Source organism: Paracoccus sp. T5 (genome assembly GCF_048538155.2).
In the GTDB taxonomy this organism is placed as follows: domain Bacteria; phylum Pseudomonadota; class Alphaproteobacteria; order Rhodobacterales; family Rhodobacteraceae; genus Paracoccus.
Window position 1 is genome coordinate 73,424 of sequence record NZ_JBLWIC020000003.1, and the last position, 15,871, is coordinate 89,294.

The 15,871-nt window shown below is 59.8% G+C and carries 17 protein-coding genes; 4 read left to right on the plus strand and 13 right to left on the minus strand.

The window, feature by feature from the left end; all coding sequences use genetic code 11:
• Window positions 1-320: 320 nt before the first annotated feature.
• On the minus strand, window positions 321-1,253 hold the full coding sequence (locus ACNR9W_RS17855; protein ID WP_419270803.1) for an IS5 family transposase: 933 nt from the start codon (window positions 1,251-1,253) through the stop codon (window positions 321-323).
• 353 nt (window positions 1,254-1,606) lie between these two features.
• Here ACNR9W_RS17855 and ACNR9W_RS17860 point away from each other — a divergent pair, with 353 nt between their 5' ends.
• Entirely contained in the window at window positions 1,607-2,392 is a 786-nt protein-coding gene (locus ACNR9W_RS17860) for a recombinase family protein (RefSeq protein WP_458478864.1), read from the plus strand.
• A 71-nt stretch (window positions 2,393-2,463) separates the two neighbouring features.
• Here ACNR9W_RS17860 and ACNR9W_RS17865 read toward each other — a convergent pair whose 3' ends face one another.
• The 6 genes from ACNR9W_RS17865 to ACNR9W_RS17890 form a co-directional block, all read right to left on the minus strand.
• Window positions 2,464-3,435, minus strand: coding sequence for an alpha/beta hydrolase family protein (locus ACNR9W_RS17865; RefSeq protein ID WP_419270808.1), 972 nt, complete (start codon window positions 3,433-3,435; stop codon window positions 2,464-2,466).
• A 94-nt stretch (window positions 3,436-3,529) separates the two neighbouring features.
• On the minus strand, window positions 3,530-4,450 hold the full coding sequence (locus ACNR9W_RS17870; RefSeq protein ID WP_419270810.1) for a nuclease-related domain-containing protein: 921 nt from the start codon (window positions 4,448-4,450) through the stop codon (window positions 3,530-3,532).
• Window positions 4,451-4,465: 15 nt separating this feature from the next.
• Entirely contained in the window at window positions 4,466-4,792 is a 327-nt protein-coding gene (locus tag ACNR9W_RS17875) for a hypothetical protein (RefSeq protein WP_419270812.1), read from the minus strand.
• Window positions 4,753-5,250: a hypothetical protein gene (locus ACNR9W_RS17880; protein ID WP_419270814.1), complete on the minus strand. Its 498-nt coding sequence runs from the start codon at window positions 5,248-5,250 to the stop codon at window positions 4,753-4,755. Before ACNR9W_RS17880 ends, ACNR9W_RS17875 begins: the two co-directional genes overlap by 40 nt.
• Window positions 5,251-5,452: 202 nt before the next feature.
• On the minus strand, window positions 5,453-5,914 hold the full coding sequence (locus ACNR9W_RS17885; RefSeq protein ID WP_458478867.1) for a hypothetical protein: 462 nt from the start codon (window positions 5,912-5,914) through the stop codon (window positions 5,453-5,455).
• Between the two features lie 255 nt (window positions 5,915-6,169).
• Window positions 6,170-6,457 (minus strand): hypothetical protein, encoded by a 288-nt coding sequence (locus tag ACNR9W_RS17890; RefSeq protein WP_419270818.1) that lies wholly within the window; start codon window positions 6,455-6,457, stop codon window positions 6,170-6,172.
• A gap of 164 nt (window positions 6,458-6,621) precedes the next feature.
• Here ACNR9W_RS17890 and ACNR9W_RS17895 point away from each other — a divergent pair, with 164 nt between their 5' ends.
• The 3 genes from ACNR9W_RS17895 to ACNR9W_RS17905 all read left to right on the plus strand — a co-directional run bounded on the left by ACNR9W_RS17895 (window position 6,622) and on the right by ACNR9W_RS17905 (window position 7,638).
• On the plus strand, window positions 6,622-6,942 hold the full coding sequence (locus tag ACNR9W_RS17895; protein ID WP_419270820.1) for a hypothetical protein: 321 nt from the start codon (window positions 6,622-6,624) through the stop codon (window positions 6,940-6,942).
• 12 nt (window positions 6,943-6,954) lie between these two features.
• Window positions 6,955-7,173 (plus strand): hypothetical protein, encoded by a 219-nt coding sequence (locus tag ACNR9W_RS17900; RefSeq protein ID WP_419270821.1) that lies wholly within the window; start codon window positions 6,955-6,957, stop codon window positions 7,171-7,173.
• Window positions 7,174-7,440: 267 nt separating this feature from the next.
• Window positions 7,441-7,638, plus strand: a complete 198-nt coding sequence (locus ACNR9W_RS17905; RefSeq protein WP_419270823.1) for a hypothetical protein — start codon at window positions 7,441-7,443, stop codon at window positions 7,636-7,638.
• A gap of 46 nt (window positions 7,639-7,684) precedes the next feature.
• Here the strand turns inward: ACNR9W_RS17905 and ACNR9W_RS17910 are convergent, their stop codons facing one another.
• The 6 genes from ACNR9W_RS17910 to ACNR9W_RS17935 all read right to left on the minus strand — a co-directional run bounded on the left by ACNR9W_RS17910 (window position 7,685) and on the right by ACNR9W_RS17935 (window position 15,863).
• Entirely contained in the window at window positions 7,685-11,464 is a 3,780-nt protein-coding gene (locus ACNR9W_RS17910) for a conjugal transfer protein TraG N-terminal domain-containing protein (protein ID WP_419270825.1), read from the minus strand.
• 9 nt (window positions 11,465-11,473) lie between these two features.
• Entirely contained in the window at window positions 11,474-12,874 is a 1,401-nt protein-coding gene (locus ACNR9W_RS17915) for a conjugal transfer protein TraH (protein WP_419270827.1), read from the minus strand.
• On the minus strand, window positions 12,871-13,875 hold the full coding sequence (traF, locus tag ACNR9W_RS17920; RefSeq protein WP_419270829.1) for a conjugal transfer protein TraF: 1,005 nt from the start codon (window positions 13,873-13,875) through the stop codon (window positions 12,871-12,873). Before traF ends, ACNR9W_RS17915 begins: the two co-directional genes overlap by 4 nt.
• A gap of 104 nt (window positions 13,876-13,979) precedes the next feature.
• Window positions 13,980-15,119 (minus strand): DUF7146 domain-containing protein, encoded by a 1,140-nt coding sequence (locus ACNR9W_RS17925; protein WP_419270831.1) that lies wholly within the window; start codon window positions 15,117-15,119, stop codon window positions 13,980-13,982.
• Between the two features lie 57 nt (window positions 15,120-15,176).
• Window positions 15,177-15,422, minus strand: coding sequence for a hypothetical protein (locus ACNR9W_RS17930; protein ID WP_419270832.1), 246 nt, complete (start codon window positions 15,420-15,422; stop codon window positions 15,177-15,179).
• A gap of 75 nt (window positions 15,423-15,497) precedes the next feature.
• Window positions 15,498-15,863: a hypothetical protein gene (locus ACNR9W_RS17935; protein ID WP_419270834.1), complete on the minus strand. Its 366-nt coding sequence runs from the start codon at window positions 15,861-15,863 to the stop codon at window positions 15,498-15,500.
• Window positions 15,864-15,871: the final 8 nt, after the last annotated feature.

The window sequence follows — 15,871 nt, forward strand, 5'->3', positions numbered from 1 at the left end:
GTAGATCGAAGGTATTTTGCGCCACGAGGGCTCCTAATCCCATGGCCGGAGTTCCGAGCGCCGCTGCTCCAATTTCCAAGGATCCGGTTACGAGCCAGCCTCCAATGTCATGACCGAGAAACTTCCAGCGCTTTTTCTTAAGGGCCTCTATGTTCTGCTTATGCAGGTCGAAAGCTTCTTGAACGTTTGAAACTACTTGATCGGCCGTTCTGTAGAAGCCGTCAGGATTAGCTGCTACTATTTCCGAAATGCCTTTGCTTAGTATTGGCGATGTTGCGCAAATCAGCCCCGAGCATGACTGCCCCCTTTCCCGCCATTCTTCAGCGGACTGCTTCGATCTCGGCCCTGCCAAGGGCCGAGAAGCGGTTCATGATGGCGATGCGGATCTGGATTTCGGCGGTCTGGCGGGCGGGGTCTCGTGACATGATCCTCTCGCCGAAGAGCTTCAGGCAGTTCATCAAAGCTTCGACCCGACTTCGGGCGTGATAGCCGGTCCACTTCTTCCAGAGCGCCCGGCCCAAGCGCCTGGTTGCCCGCAGGATCTCATTTCGCGCGGCAGCAGCGGGACAGTCTTCTTTCCAGGCGCGGCCATTGCGCCGGATCGGTATGACGGCATCCGCGCCTCGGTCGATGATCGCGCCATGGCATCGTCGTGTATCGTAAGCACCATCTGCGGTGACCGTGCCGATCGTCTCTTCCGGCGGGATCTGCGCCAGAAGCTCCGGCAGCAGCGGGCTGTCGCCTTGGCGGCTCGAGGTCAACTCGACCGCGCGCACATCCCCAGTGCCCGCGTCCATGGCGAGGTGGACCTTTCTCCATTGCCTCCGGCGTGACGGGCCATGTTTGCGGGTCTGCCACTCGCCGTCCCCGCGGAACTTGATACCGGTGCTGTCGATCAACAGGTTCAGGGGCTGCCCGGACGCGCGATACGGGACCTGCACCGCGATCCGCGCCTGCCGGCGGCACAGCGTCGAATAGTCCGGAACCGGCCAATCAAGTCCCGCCATCTGGATCAGGCTTTCAACCAGTCCGACCGTCTGCCGGAGCGGAAGCCCGAAGAGCACTTTCAGGGTCAAGCAGGTCTGGATGGCAGCGTCCGAGAAGGTCTCGGGTCGCCCGCGCTTGCCGGTCTTGTCGGCGTGCCAGACCGTCTCGGGATCGAACCAGACCGACAGCGAGCCGCGCTTGCGCAGCGCCGCATTGTAGTTTGACCAGTTCGTCGTGCGGTAGCGGATCGGGGAAGGCTTCGGCATGCCCTCGACCTAACCCTCAGGACGCGCTCAGTGAATCCCCCTCACTGAGATGTGCAACAAGGTCCATCGGGAGGGACAGCCCTATGGCGAATTGCGGCTGTGAGACTATCGCAGCCTTCGGGAGTCAGACGGACCGGACCCGCGAGCGTCAGCAATGAGCTATTCACTTCGAGCGCCGGGACGTCAGTCAGTGTCCGCTTCGTGTTCTACCGGGACTTCTGTTGATGGCAGAGGCTAGCGGCCCAAAGGGACCACTTTCGAAGCGGTCCACACCATGATCACCTTGCGCCATGTGCAGGCCCTTAGGCATAACCCTTTCATGCAAATCACCCATACCCACGCCACGTTCACAGTTGGCAAAAAGCCAGTTTCAGTCGGAGAGCCTGATGAAATATGTCGCCTACTACCGCGTCTCGACCCAGAAGCAGGGCAACTCGGGCCTCGGCCTCGACGCGCAGCGCGACGCGGTGATGCGACATGCCCGCAGCCGCGGCGCCGAAGTGATTGCCGAGTTCACTGAGATCGAGTCCGGCCGCAACTCGCAGCGGCCCCAGCTGCGGGCCGCGCGCTCGATTGCCGTGCGATCAAAAGCCGTCCTTCTGATCGCCAAGCTGGACCGCCTCGCCCGAAGTGTCAGCTTCATCTCCACCCTCATGGCGGATAGCCGGCTTGAGATCGAGGCCTGCGACATGCCGGCGGCGAACCGTCTCTCCATGCACATCATGGCTGCCGTCGCTGAGAATGAGGCCGAGGCGATCTCGCAGCGAACGTCAGCCGCACTGCAACAGGCAATCAAGCGCGGCGTGAAGTTGGGTTTTGCTCATCCGTCCCGGGCCAAGGACGCGGGGCAAGCCAGGCAGCGCGGCGTCATGACCAGCAAGCTCCGCGCCGACCGGTTCGCCGCAACCCTCGGCCCGACGATCGAGACGATGCGGAAGGAGGGACTGACGTTTCAGGAAATCGCAGAGGAGTTCACCAGGCGGCGCTATCCACTGGCCCGACAGCAGAACGTCCATGATGAGCCGGTTTGGAAGCTGCATCGCGTCAGGCAGATCTACCGGCGATACAGCTTTATCGGGCCGCGAGCCTACGGGATGGCGCTGTTGTCTGCGCCAGAGGCAAAGAAGGGCGAGAACTAAGTAAGCCTGGCGATGGCCTCCGTGTCCGCCGATGGTCGCGAAAGAGCCCATTGCGGACGGTCAGCGCCCGCCTATTCCCGATCAATCCTGAGGAAGGAGATGATCATATCGGAGACTTCCTGGTGGACGGCGCGGCGTGCTTCTGTCGAAACGCCACAGAGCGACGGATCGCCCTCTTCCTCAATCAGGATCTCCGGTCCAGCGTCTGTGCAAACGGCGAAAGCGTCTAAAGCGGATGCTTGGGGTATGACAACGGCTTGAGCAATCTCGCCGTCGCCTGATGTTTGACCAGGATCTCCGAGAGAAATCTGCAGCGCGCTCACGCCGGCAGGGACAGCACTTAGAGCGACCGAATACTCGGGGTTCACAGCGATCACCGACGACACACGAAGATCTGGGACCAGCCCTGCCAAGCCATCTGCACTGGTTTCCGACAGGTCTACGCCCTGTGCGGCATACCATCTGCAATCTGGTCCTTCCGCGGTGCTGTCGGCGGCGCAGGAACGCAGATAGCGTGCTTTATCCATCTTTACTCCGGCAACGGAAAGGGCAGCGGTCGCGCCAAGCGCAAATCCTGCAACGGAGACCTTGCTTTCATCAATCCGCGGCCCCCACACTTCGTCAGCCAGCACCAGATCTATGGCACGGCGGATATCCTGTGGCCTCTGCCAGATCTCGTTCACGGCAGTAGTCGCATTGTCCGGCCGCGGCGCATTGACCTCGACAACCACATAGCCTGCTCTAGCTATGGATGAACTGAGCCACGCGCCAGAGTCGGTCGCTGATCGCAAGCCGCCGTGCGAAACCACTACCACAGGGAGTGTTCCTTCCGGAACGGGAGCATCCGAGGCGGCTGTAGCCCCTTCGAAGACAGCATTACCTCCGATAGTGTCCCATGCTTGTTCTTCCGAAGGATACCATATCGAAAGCGATAGAGGCCGGTCGGCCACCGAGGTGTCACGAAGATGGGTAAATCCTGCCGCTGTTTCTGCGAGGTAGGGTGCTGCGGCTAAGATTAGAGCTAAAGAGATGCCGAGCTTCATATCGTGGCTCCATGCGCCGACTGCGGAGATAGATGTGCTCTATCATGCCGTTTCGGCTTTGACAGCTTTGTCCCGCATAGCAGACGCTGGCAAATCAGGTGGTTTTCGCCGCGACCTCTGCCTGGCACTTCCGACACAACCGTTTCCCGTTGAACTTGGCCTTGTTCCTGATGCACCAGAAGTGCTCCGCCTTTGACAGCGGGCCGGTGCATCCTTCGCACTTCATACCGCTGGCAGCGTTCGCAGGCTGGTCAGCGCCGGGCTGCTGCACGGCTGGCTGAACCACTGGCTCCGGTGGGGTCAGGCCAAAGCGCGCGTACCAGTCGAACTCGATCGGCACATGCTTGGCGGCGATCGCTTCTGCGAGATCCCGCAGGTTCTCGCTGGAGATCGTCTTGGCGATCTGCGTGAGAGGGAGATTGTCGAAGGTGTCCTTCAGCGTCCTGTCGAAGGCGTCTGCCTTGATGATGCTGAAGCTGTCGTATTTGCCCTGCATCGTGATCCGCGAGCTGGGCGAGACCATGATGAGTGACTTCAGGGCAGGCTGCATCTTGAAGCCGAGCCTGGTCGGCAAGGGGAAGTCTTCGGTGCGAAGCAGGTCCGACAGGACGGCGATGTGCTTCCGGTTCTGCTCTGCCGGCGAGGGAATAGCACGTGGTATCTTGCCATAGAAGGCAGTGAAATCACCCTGTTGATCGACTGCAAGCCCTGCGTTGTAGTTCTTGCTCTCACAAACGAACCCCCAAAGCGTCCAGTGCAGCACCAGGTGGTCGATCTGGGCAATCCTGCCTCCGACATCCAGCCTGAGGTCATGGATGACGGCGAGCTTCCTGCTGTCCTTGCAGGTAAAGTCGATGTGGTAGGCCGACGCCTTCTCGCCGGCGACACCGATCCGGATCGCCTTGATCTGTTCTTCGACCCTCCCCTTGGTCGCGGACGGCAGATCCTTCCTCTCGGCAATCAGGTTCAGCACCTCCAGATCGCGCTCACGCGCGTCGGCCTCTTTGATGATCATGAAATATTCTTCTCGTTAAGCGTCGGTTGGGAAAAGGGCGAGCTGATGCTCCGCAAGGTCAAAACCTCTCGCAGCAATGGCGCGCTTCAGCTGCGCGAGGCCGTGGACAGCGATGTAGCCGGCGCCATGCCGCAGCATGATCTCATGGACTGTCCCGAGTTGGGTCAGGCAGATCCCGCGCGAGGTGATGACGTCCTGAAGCCCGGCAGAAAGCCCTTCCTGCCGGACATGCTCTTCGAGCAGCAGCTGCGCGCAGGCTTCCGCCTGATCAGCAATGGCCGCCTCGCCGGGACGCGGTGACATCAGCTCATCCGGTTCTGCGGGATGCGGATGATCCTCCATTCCGGCTCGGCCGGCATGTCTTCCAGCGCTGCAGCATAGCCCAGCCCCATGGACGACATGTGGAACACGTTGGTCATCAACTCGCCGTCGCCGACGCTGAAGATCCTTCGCGTGTAGCTGCTCTGCATCTTGACGCCGTTCACGGTCTTGATGGCGCTGAGGTCGAAGGCCAGGACCCCGTTGCCACCGTAGGTGAAGTGCAGCGCCATCTGCTGACCGTCGAGACTCTTTTGTCCGTGCCAGGTCAGCAGCATGAAGGGCCGCGTGAAGTAGCTATCGGTTCCGAATTTCTCGGTCCGGGTTGGCCTGCCCTTCTTCTCGATGTCGCTGCCAAGAAGCTCGAATGTCGGCCGAAGGGCATCCTCGCAGACCCTCTCCCAGATGCCGTCCTCAGTCACGCGCTTCAGGCGATTGGGGACGCGGGCATTGAGGTCGATGATCTTGGTGTGGTCGTTCATGTCGGCCTCCTTTGGAAATGCTCTCCTGCAGCGTGAACATGAGTTCCAGCTAGGCAGCACATTCCAGCATTGGAAGGCGACATTTATGCGGCGGTGATTTTAACGGGCAGTGCTGTGGCGCACTCGCAACGAAATCTGCAATACCGCTAATATCTGAGAATTACTGGGATAATCATTATCTCTCTGACACTCAGAGAGATGTTCAGGCCATGATGTTGCCGAACCCGTAGAACGCATCCATATCCGAGCAGGACTCGACAGTCTGCGCAACTGCCTCGGCCGGAACGACCTTGGGCGAGTAGATGTCAGGCCAAATCTCTTCTATCGGCGTCTCGACTTCATCGGCGATCTTCTGGCGCAGCGCGTCGGCGGTCTTGGTGCCGTAGATCGCGGCCGTCAGAACCCGATAGGTGACGCCGAACTTCTCCTGGAGATACCCGAGGTCGAACCCCTTGTCCTTGCAAAGCGCCCGGACACGCATCCGGGGCGGCAGTTTCTCCCATGCAGCCGGTTTCAGCTTACTAGCGGACGGCACGGCATAAGGACCTGTCTCGTAGGTCTTGCGCCCGCTGTATTCGAGATATTCGGGACTCCAGACTTCGTAAGGATCGAGGCCCAGGGCCTCGGCCACTTTCTTGCGCATCTTGATCGTTGCGGGGGTCACGCCTGTCGAGCATTTGACGGCCGACGCCAGCTTCTCGTGCCTAAAGTCCAAGTCCTTAGCGAGGGAAGGGTAAGTAGCTCCCTGCTCCCTCATGATTTGGCGGATAAGATTATGAGACTGTTCGGCGGTAGGCTTTGACGTCATGACCCGAGCGATGCTTTCCTGTCATTGCTTATGTTTAGCAAGGTAATGCGGCGAACGCGTCGGCGCTACTTGTCCTAACCAACAAGTTTTTCAGGGCTTTTATACCGGAAATCAACTGAAACGCCTCTTGTCTGCACAGCCGGGAGTGTAATCCGCGGGCCAGAGCGCGAGAATGCTTTCGATCGAAGTGGAGAGATCATCATAGACCGCATCGAGTTGTGCGAGCCTGGGAAGGTTTCGATCCTCAATGGCATCGCGCATCTGTCGGAGAAGGTGGCCGCGCGCCTCGCACAGTTCATCCAGGTCCTGCTCGGTATAGATGCCATCCTCGCAAAGCCGCAGCTGCGACATGTCCCGGGTCGATACACCTTCAAGTTGCGGCTCGAAAAAGATCTGCATGACAAAGTCCTTGGCTGTGCCACCCGGCGAGCGAGTGCTAAATCAGGAGGAGACGCCAAGATTAACCGGCATTCTGCTCTGAGACTGAGGGATAAAGAAGCGTGAGGGTCTTGAGAAGACATAAACACCACCTGAGGTTGGCGTGCCTCGCTCTCTCAGCAAGCATGACACTTTTCGCGGGAACGGCGGACGCGCAGGTTCCGTCCGGGTACGAGGCCGAGGATCCTTATGCCGGCGAGCGGTTGTGCTTCCGACCCGTCCCCCCGGATCGGCTGGACTATCCCGATCGGGAGGAGTTTTACGTCGAGAAGGAGAAGTATTTTCGGCAAAGCTCGATCTACATCGACTGCATTGACCAGTGGGTCGAGGACGCCCGGCGGACCTACATGGAGATGTTTCGGCAGGAGGCGCAGAGCTACCTGGACGAACGGAAAGACGTCATGGAAGAACTGCGTATCTTCGGGCAAGAACAGCGCGGTCACTAGTCGAGGTTCATCATGTCACAATCCATCCCTTCCCTGCCCTATAGTGGCGGCCACGGCCGTGCGCAGATGCTGGTCGTGAACCGGACTCCGTTCCGGGTGCGCCTCGCGCTGTTCCTGATGCTCCTGCTCATCGGCTATGTCGCCTTCTGCGTGGTGAGCTTGTCTCCTTATGCGAAGCAGGAGTTTATCAACACGTTCCTGAGCCCGATCTTCAGGCTCTTCGGATCCTGAGATCCGTCAGCTGCGGCACCAGTGTTAGAGCCGCGGCGCTCGCAGGCGACTGCTTAGACATCAAGTTGTGCGCCGATACCCCATCAGGCGCCTTGAGCTGCCGGCCGACGCTGGCCGTCGCGCTTTCAGCTGAGCTACCCCATCCCGCCGCGCCAAATCTGCCACGGCGGGATGCGTGGAGATTAAGGGAAGGAGCCTTGCGATAATTTTCGTGCTATAGAGGCGATCTACTCCTATCTGACAGGAAAGAGCATCACGGAGATCGCCATGATCGGGATTATCAGGAAGATCCAGAACTACTTCGCGGATCAAGTAGACCTACAGCAGCACTTGAAAAATGATCAACCTGCCGTTGCCCCCTCTCCTGTACGAGATCAGTTTGGTGCGCCTTTCAACAGTCCTGGCGATGTTCCGACTATTGCTTACGCAGCAGAAGATTTTGGCCGCGCCTACGGCGTAAATTAAAGAACGCCCTGGCGGAGCCAGGGCATTCTTCACTCACGTCGCCTTTTTATGCCCGGCCCAAGACACTTGCGAACTCATTCGCCGACGTCAGCGAACGGTTGGTCCCCACGCCTTGGTAGACGCTCTGTCCTGCCCCGGCACCGCTCAGCTTCGGCATCGATGCCCACTCGCCAGCCACGTTGTTCCCGAACTGATCAAGGCTGATATGGCCATTCTGGTAGTCTGACAGCCCTCGCCCCTCTAGCAGATGCAGCGCCATGCGGTCCTGCATGGCCGCGTCGAAGGTCTCGTTGCCCGTCAATCCCATTTGGTTGACTAGGGTGTCTAAGGTGCCGCTGATGATCTGGTAGCCGCCGGCGGCCGAGGACCGTTCATTGAAGGGAATGCCGCGGCTGATTTGCTCCTTCAGCGTGGCATTCTGCCAATCTCGCACCTCGTCGATCGTCATGGTTTCCAGCGGCCGCGATGGCTCCACGCGCGATCCCCTGAAATAGTCCGAGTAGCCGTTCGGTGCTTCGTGCTGGCGAATGAAGCCCAGCAGCCCGCCGATGAAGCCGCTAGGATCATGAGACGATCCCCCATTGCCCTGCCACGACACGTCCTTGCCTAGCGAGTTCAGATCCTTACCCGTGGCAGCCTCAAGTTGGCTTTCTAAGCCGCCGATCATGGCCTCCTGCTGGCCGCGCAGGATGCTCGAATGCATGGTAGTGTCGTTGGTGCCCAGCATGGCGAGGGCGGTCAGCCTCTCCTGCGTATCACCGGCCCCGAACCCCGGATTACGGTCGATTATGTCCTGCCGCTCCTTCTCAAATTGCGAGGCCATGGCCTCGTCGCCGGCGTTGGTCGCGCCTGCCAGGAACTGCGTTGCCACCATGAAGCGGGCCACGTCATTGTCCGCCGTAGTCAGTCCCGACGCATTCAGCTGCTGCATCCGGTCTTCGAGCATTTGCGGTGCGCCCTTGCCCTCACTGAACCAGCCTTCATCCTTGTTGTCTCGGTAGCTCTGGTAGACATCGCTCTCTCGGATGGAGTGATTGTCGCGGTAGAGGTTCTGGATCGCCCCCTTCCAGCCAAGCTCGCGCCTGGTTTCCAGGAAGGACATCGCATCTGCGTCGATCGGGCCAAATTCTCGATCCAGCCTTTCCCGGGCGGTGGACAGGATGGCATTCCCCTGCCCCTCCGAGATTTCCTCTGCCCGGCCGCCCATCAGCGCAAAGAGGCTGTCTACCGCGCTCTTTGGATCGCCTGCAGTTGGGATCTGCGCGAGGGCATCCTCCACCGTCTCCTTTTCAAGCGCCACGCCCGAGGACACTCTTCCGAAAAGTGCATCGACCCGGCTTGGATCGGCTGCTTGGCTCGCGCTCAGGTTGTCCATCGATACGTCAGCCGCCGCGCCCACGAAGGCGGAGTAGCCGGTCCGGAGCATCAGTTCATCGCCCACGGCGTTCAGGACGTCCATACGCTCGTGTGCATCAGGCCCGCGGTAGGGGTTCCCGGCCATGCCCTGCATGACGTAAAGGGCCGACATCGCATACTGGGCATCCTCGTTGTGCTTGCCGAAGGTTCCCTCGAGTTTTTCCTGGTTCCTAAAGAGGAAGTTGTCGACCTGATTGGAGATGCCGCTGTCATGGACAGCTTTCACCAGATCGTTCATCAGATCGGGGTCACGGGCGATCTGGTTCGAGACCTTGATCCCGTCCCACTGCCGAGCCATCTGGCGCCCGGTGATCTCGCTTTCTGTCATGGCCTTGGCCTGCGTGTCCGACCTGCTGACAGACGTGCCTTCCACATACTGCTCACCGGTCTGTGCCGTTTTGCGGCGATCGTTGCTCTCGCTGCGGTTCTCGCTCGTCGTCTCAGATTTTCCGTAACGGAGCGAACTACCTACTTCTTCACGGGTCGAAGCTGATTGGTCGAGATTGACGCCAACACCGAAGTTTTCATCAGCTTTCTTTTGGTCTAGCGATGAATAGTCACGTCCCGCTGAAATGCCTGCACCCCCAGAAACTCCTCCACCGCTTCCCAAAGCCTTCAAGCCCGCCGAACCTTGAATACCTGCTTGGGCAGTGCCCGAGATGGAGTCCCGAACGTTATCGCTGTAAGAGTGGCCTACGCTTTGCCCCATTTGAGCATCGACGCGGCCACCCGTCGCCGCTCCGATTGACGACGTGCCGCTAGACCCCGCCGCCCAATCGTCTGTCGCCGTTTTCGTGCTGGCAGCTGAGGTTCCCACCGTATGGGCTGCGGCCACACCCGATGTTGTACTGCCGGATCTCGATCCCGTTGCCGCGTATTGCGCAGCCTCGGTCATGGTCACGCCTTCACCGAGCCGCCGGTCATAGGAGAAGGTCACGCCGGCAAAGGTTTCCTTGGCGGCATGGCCCTCGTAGCCCTGGTTTGGCGAATAGCTAAAGGGCGAGTGGAAAGATGTCAGCGCGTTGCGCGAGAGCGTGTCGGGGGCATTCTTCTTCGGATCATAGTGATTGGCGCCGGTCAGGTCGCGCTGGATGTTCGAGGCAAGGATCGCCGAGGATCCGAATACCAGCCCCATTGACAGTGCCGTTGCCATCGAGAGGTGGACATAGCCCACGTCCTGCAGCCGCAGAACCTCCAACATGAAGCTGTTGTAGGTGGCGACGGTGGCCGTGCTGGAGATCGCGACCGTCTTCAGCTTCACGTCCAGGTAGTCCATGACGATCAGCAGCGTTGGATACCACAGCTGCACCCAAACCAGCATCCAGAAATATTTCACGGCCATCTTCGCGCCGATCGCGCCGAGCATGAGGATCAGGAGCGCAAGTGGGAAGAGGGAGAATGACCAGACCTCGATGAACTCGATAGTGTGGCCGATCGTCTCAAAGATCATCGCGGCAGCGCCGAAGTTCTTTTCGCGCTTTTGGGCCAGGGCATCGTTGAGCGCAGCCTGCTGTGAGCCGCCGCCCGCTGCCTGGGTGATGTCTCCGGCGATCATCTGCAACGCGTGGGAGAACGCGGCCGTCTTGTAGAACTCAGCCGGGTCGTCGATGACGGATTCAAGTGCCGCTTGGTAGCGCCCGCCCGTCGTAGTGTCGCCTTGGTATTTGCCAAAGGCTAGGCCGACGGCATCGTTCAGCCTCTCCTGAAAGTCACTGCTCTCGAAGCCTGCCATCAGCCGGTCAAAGAGGGTGCCGCACTCATAGGTCCGTCCGTCTGAGGCTGCAACGGTTCCCGGCGCCTGATCGATCCGCATGTCACTGATCGGCCGCGAGCGCAGTACCGGAAGGCGCACATCGGAGCCGGCCACCTTCGCCTTCCACTGCAGGCAGGTCTTCATGTAGTTTGAGACATCGCTTGTCGGTGACAGACCGTTGGAGAAGGTTGCGGCCGGACCTTGGAACTCCGGCTGCGTGATGACCTGGGTATAGACAACCGGTGCGCGCAAAGAGATCAGGTGGCCGTTGTCCATGGTGATCGCGTAGTCGTCTAGGCCTAGGTATCCGGTCATCAGGTTGCTGGCACCGACGCCCAGATGTGTAATGAGCGAGATCGGTGCTGCGAAGCCGATAGGAAGGTCATTGACGCGGGCAAGCCCGCCCCGTGTGTCCTCGATCACCAGATCAACGCGCGGCAGCAGCATCAGGACAGAGACGATGATCGGCCACATGAAGGTTGCCGGGTTCAGCTGTCCTCCCTTCAGGAGCGAAGCAAAGATCGCGACGATAATCCCGATGATCGCGCAGGTCTTTGCGGCCACGGCAAATGTACCCCCGCCGAGCGCCATGGCGATCTGGCTGAGGATCTGCGTGAGGGTGGTGACGTCGCCATTCAAATAAGCAATGAGTTCCATCACCGTGCCTCACTTGAAGGGGGAGTGGTTTAGCACAAGGTAGTCGTGCATCTGCATGTAGAGCTGAAGGTTGTCCTTCGGCGCCGGCGTTTGTTCCGCAATGACGGCTAGATCGCGCTGCATCCGCTCAACGGCCCGCGCAAAATCATTGCGCCGCCAGTCATCGGCATAGGCGGTCTCATACTTGCTGGCGGCAACGCCTTGGTCCACAGCAGCAATGACGTCCGCCACGAACAGCGTTGCCAATTCGTAGGCAAGGTAGCCCTTGATCTCGTGGAACAGCTCGTAGGGTCCCGAGCTGCCGGGAGGTGAGGCCTCAGCGATCTCCATGAGCATGGAGCCATAGGTGCCGAGCCTACCGATCAAGACGCCAGTGTCTGCCGCCGTGCCGGTCCCGTTGATGACCCTGAACAGCAGCGACGAGCTATCAGCAGGGCCGGTGCCGATGATGTCTTCTTCAAGAAGCTTCTGAAGGCCCTTCAGGTCGGCGACCCGTCTGCTCATATTCAGGCACTTTTCGGCATCGACACATCGGAGGAACTGAACGCTCGGATTTCCGTAGATAATGTCGCGGATTGTCATGCCGCCACCGCCAATGGCCGGCTTCACGTTGCGAGATGGCTCGCCGTCCGAGTCATTTACTGGGCCCGTGAGAACGACGGTGCCAGTCAGGGTCATCAGCGCTTCCATCAGCTGTTTGTCACCGGAGGAAAACCAGCCTGACATGCTGTGATCTTCCATCGCCTTCCAGACGACGTTGACCTCAAACTTGTCCTCGTAGGTTGAACTGCCACCCGGACCGGCAGCAGTGAGGGAGTCGATTGTCGAAGACAACGATCCCCAGAACGCATCGAACGCATCGTTATAGCCTTCTTGGATGGTCGTGCCCTGCATGCCCTTCACATCGGAAAGCTCCATCGCCGCCACACCGCTGTTCACGATGCCCTTGGCGAGCTGACAGCTGTTGCCGGTGAACTGGTTCATTTCCTGAATTGAGCGCTGAAGGCCGGAAATGATTGTCGAGCATTGCTCGCAAATGTTCTTCAAGGCGAGGTGAAAGGCATAGCCAGCCGCGTTCTGGGCGATGCTTCTGAGAAGCTGCACGAACTGAGCGGCGTTGATCATGCTGAAGCTTCCGCCGAAGAGATCAACCCCTCCGCAGCCCGCCGCAAAGCTCGGCGGCGTGAAGTTCAGGACATTCACGTTCATCACCTTGCCGCGGACATAGACAGAGCCGCCATAGAAGCCGCCCCTGCGCGCTGTGGAGAGTGCACCAGCACTGTTCACCTGCACATTCACGCCGAGCATGTTGTCCAGTTGCCCGTTCAGGTCGGCGGAGACAGGAGCGGGCGCGGCGATGGCGAGTGCAGCCGAGGCCAGCAGTGCCAGGAGGTGTCGTGTTTTCGTCATTGGCTGGCCTCTGTGGTCGGTGCGGTGGTGAAGTGCTGGGCGGTCGTGCGAAGGAAGTCGTCGGCCTGGCGCAGAATGTCTGGCAAGCCTTCGTCCCTGATGGCATCCGCTTGGCTGACCATCGGGTTGACGGCCTGGGTTTTCCGGAAGGCATCTTCGGTGATCAGGCCGGATCTTCGCGCGATCATCAGGATGCGATCTGCGATTTCTGCCCCGCCGGTCGGGTTCCAGGTGACCGGAATGTAGGTGCTTGGCGGCGACGCCAGGAACACGGCCCCGCCATTGGCAACCCCAAGCTTTGCCGCAAGGCCCGCATCGAAGGACTGTTTGATCTCCATCTCCGGCGGCAGAACGGTGCCGTCCATGGAAATGGCCTGCCATACCAACCCGTGGGTCTGCTGCATTCTGAAGAAGTTCTCCCCCATCAGACCGCAGGAGGAACAGTTTTTGTCGAGGAACATGATCAGCGCATTGCTCTTGAAAAGTTCTGTCAGAACCTCGCGTTTTCCCGCCTCGGCTCGCTCTTCTAGTTGCTTGGCAAAGGTGTCCTGCCGCGGCCGCCGCCGTCCCTCGTCGAGTTCTGGGTGGCCGGTGGTGACCTGCGTAACCATTTCCGAGAACTGCTCAGAGCGATCGAGGGCCACCTTCTGCAAAAGCAGGTATCGCTCGACATTCTCCGGACTGGGATTGTTGGTGGCCACATCCAGCGCCTCAGGCATGGCTTGGCGCAGGAATTCGACGCTTCCTGGCGGTGGCGGGGCCGGTGCTGTCGCCTGCTCGGTCGGGAGCGGAACGATCTCGGGCAAGGATGGTGGTTCGGGCACCGTGGCCACCTCGGCAGACGGCGGGGGCAGTGGTGCCTCCGGTTCCGACTTAGGTTCGGGCTGGGGAGGCGGGTCCTCATACCAGTACCAACCATCGGCCGAACCATTGAAGTAGGTGTCAGATATGGCAAAAGTCGCGGTGGAGAGAGTCAGCAGCGCGCCTAAAGGCAGTGCCATTAGCGGTTTCAACACGTTTCCTCAGCAAGACAGCCGGTTAATGTATATCTTCCTGTGGCACGGATGCGGACAAAAAAAAAGAGCCCCGAGGGCTCTTTTAAGGTTCAGTATACCAGCGTTTGTTGGGAATGTCCTTCATAGGCGTGAATCACAGCTGCATGACCGTGATCTAAAAGCACATCGTTCCAATCTTCACTGGATGTTTTGTTAAAGGCAGGAAGCAGTATTCGGCATCCGATGCCCTCATCCAGCAGACGCTCCTTGAGCTTGCTGGCGTGGTTGATCCCGGCCTCGCCTTCGTCGCGATCTGCCCAGATGGTGGCGGCCCTAACAAATTGAGGTGCCTTCCAGCTTTGAACAAGGGTCGCGTAGCCCGCTGCGAAGACCGGATGGCCGGTGGCGTAGGAGATGGCCAAACCGGTCTCGATGCCTTCGCAGACGTTCACATGCGCTGTTGCAGGAACGCGGCCGATGATGCGAACAGCACCATTCAGCTTCTGCTCCAGGCAGCGCAGGATCTTCTTGGGCTTGTCGACCGGCGCCTTTTGCGGCTTGTCGTGGTCGAGGAAGATCCGGTGAAGGCCCACCGCGCTGCCGTCCATCCCGTGCATCATCGAGACGATGCCGGGAAAGCAGATCGGCGGCTGATCCTCCACGTCGCTGCGCGCGTAGTAGAGGTTCGGGTGGAACCGCATGTGCCGTTGCCGGTAGATGAAGCTTTCCGCGCCAATCCCCCGCGCATCGCGCAGATAGGCGATAGCCGGATGATTGTCGGGAAGCTCGTCGAGCGGCTTGGCCTCTGACCATATACCGGCCAGAAGATCATTGCGCTGCTTCATCTTCAGCGTGTCCAGCTTCTCGTTCCGGGGCGGAACGGGCGGCGCGGTGAGGCGGCGTGGCCGCACCTGCCGCTGATCCATGCCGAGCCCCATCTGGCGCTTGAGCATGTTGACCGCCTCGAACTTGTCGCAGCCGGACAGGAACATCACGAGGTCGATCCCGGTGGGAAAGGCCCCGCAGCTGTTGCAGATGCCGCCGCCTGTTTGGGCGAAGTCGTGGAAGAGGCGGAAACCGTCTCCCCCGGCTCCCTTGCTCGACCCGTGAACGGGGCAAGCGCAGCGTTGGTCGCCTGGCTTGTGCATGATCGGCGTGATGTTGGGAAATATGGATCCGATGATGCTGGGCCAATGGCCCTTGGCTTCGCTCTTCACGAGGTCGAAGTCATTCAGCGAGTGCAATGACATTGGGTGTCTCCTGAAAGAGCAACCCCAAGAGGGTGATGCCCTCTGTTGGGGTGGGGGTTACCGAGATATTCCAATATGCGCGACGTGGAGTTCCACGAGGTCACTCGGCACGGATGCTTCGCGCTTGCAGGCATAGACAGCGGCCAGTTCGTCGTTGAACTGGCGATAGGTGATGTCGCGGCCGTTGATGATGCAGGGTTCGTCGGCATAAGGATCGTGGATGTCCTCGGCGATAAGGCCTGCCGCTGATTTGCCGGCGCGGGAAATTCCAAGAACGCGGCAGATCGCGATGATGATGGTCATGTGGTGGCTCCAAAAAAAGGGGAGCCAGCCCCCTCGGGGATATGACTCCCCGGTTGGGTTGATGGATTGACTAGATCAGTCGCGCAGACCGCCGTGGCTGGTCAGGACAGCCTGAACAACTTCGACAGGTACGCAGCGATAGACGGACTGCACCGGTGACACGCCCTCCTCTTCGAGAAGATAGGGCATCAGCGCCGGGACAGGTTCTGACGGACAGGCACACTCGACATGCGAGTAAGGGCCATCCCGTCGCTGCGGCTTGCAGCCGTGGGTCTCGCTAGCCTGGACCGACAGCGAAAAGCCGTCCATGCAGATCATGCGGGGAAGGAGCTTCACCTGAGCGGATCTCCGGATAGGCGAGCCGTGAAGCCTTGACTGCAGGAGGGCACTGCTGGTGCGGCACATCGTCGGCAGGGCGAGGCGGGTGTTGAACAGATCCATCTGAAACT

What these genes read in the sequence shown, in the direction of transcription:
- ACNR9W_RS17905 (WP_419270823.1), top strand. Translation starts at nt 7,441, where the DNA reads ATGATCGGGATTATCAGGAAGATCCAGAACTACTTCGCGGATCAAGTA.
- ACNR9W_RS17915 (WP_419270827.1), bottom strand. Translation starts at nt 12,874, where the DNA reads ATGACGAAAACACGACACCTCCTGGCACTGCTGGCCTCGGCTGCACTC.
- ACNR9W_RS17855 (WP_419270803.1), bottom strand. Translation starts at nt 1,253, where the DNA reads ATGCCGAAGCCTTCCCCGATCCGCTACCGCACGACGAACTGGTCAAAC.
- ACNR9W_RS17875 (WP_419270812.1), bottom strand. Translation starts at nt 4,792, where the DNA reads ATGGAGGATCATCCGCATCCCGCAGAACCGGATGAGCTGATGTCACCG.
- ACNR9W_RS17880 (WP_419270814.1), bottom strand. Translation starts at nt 5,250, where the DNA reads ATGAACGACCACACCAAGATCATCGACCTCAATGCCCGCGTCCCCAAT.
- ACNR9W_RS17930 (WP_419270832.1), bottom strand. Translation starts at nt 15,422, where the DNA reads ATGACCATCATCATCGCGATCTGCCGCGTTCTTGGAATTTCCCGCGCC.
- ACNR9W_RS17910 (WP_419270825.1), bottom strand. Translation starts at nt 11,464, where the DNA reads ATGGAACTCATTGCTTATTTGAATGGCGACGTCACCACCCTCACGCAG.
- ACNR9W_RS17865 (WP_419270808.1), bottom strand. Translation starts at nt 3,435, where the DNA reads ATGAAGCTCGGCATCTCTTTAGCTCTAATCTTAGCCGCAGCACCCTAC.
- ACNR9W_RS17895 (WP_419270820.1), top strand. Translation starts at nt 6,622, where the DNA reads ATGACACTTTTCGCGGGAACGGCGGACGCGCAGGTTCCGTCCGGGTAC.
- traF (WP_419270829.1), bottom strand. Translation starts at nt 13,875, where the DNA reads ATGGCACTGCCTTTAGGCGCGCTGCTGACTCTCTCCACCGCGACTTTT.
- ACNR9W_RS17870 (WP_419270810.1), bottom strand. Translation starts at nt 4,450, where the DNA reads ATGATCATCAAAGAGGCCGACGCGCGTGAGCGCGATCTGGAGGTGCTG.
- ACNR9W_RS17890 (WP_419270818.1), bottom strand. Translation starts at nt 6,457, where the DNA reads ATGCAGATCTTTTTCGAGCCGCAACTTGAAGGTGTATCGACCCGGGAC.
- ACNR9W_RS17925 (WP_419270831.1), bottom strand. Translation starts at nt 15,119, where the DNA reads ATGTCATTGCACTCGCTGAATGACTTCGACCTCGTGAAGAGCGAAGCC.
- ACNR9W_RS17900 (WP_419270821.1), top strand. Translation starts at nt 6,955, where the DNA reads ATGTCACAATCCATCCCTTCCCTGCCCTATAGTGGCGGCCACGGCCGT.
- ACNR9W_RS17935 (WP_419270834.1), bottom strand. Translation starts at nt 15,863, where the DNA reads ATGGATCTGTTCAACACCCGCCTCGCCCTGCCGACGATGTGCCGCACC.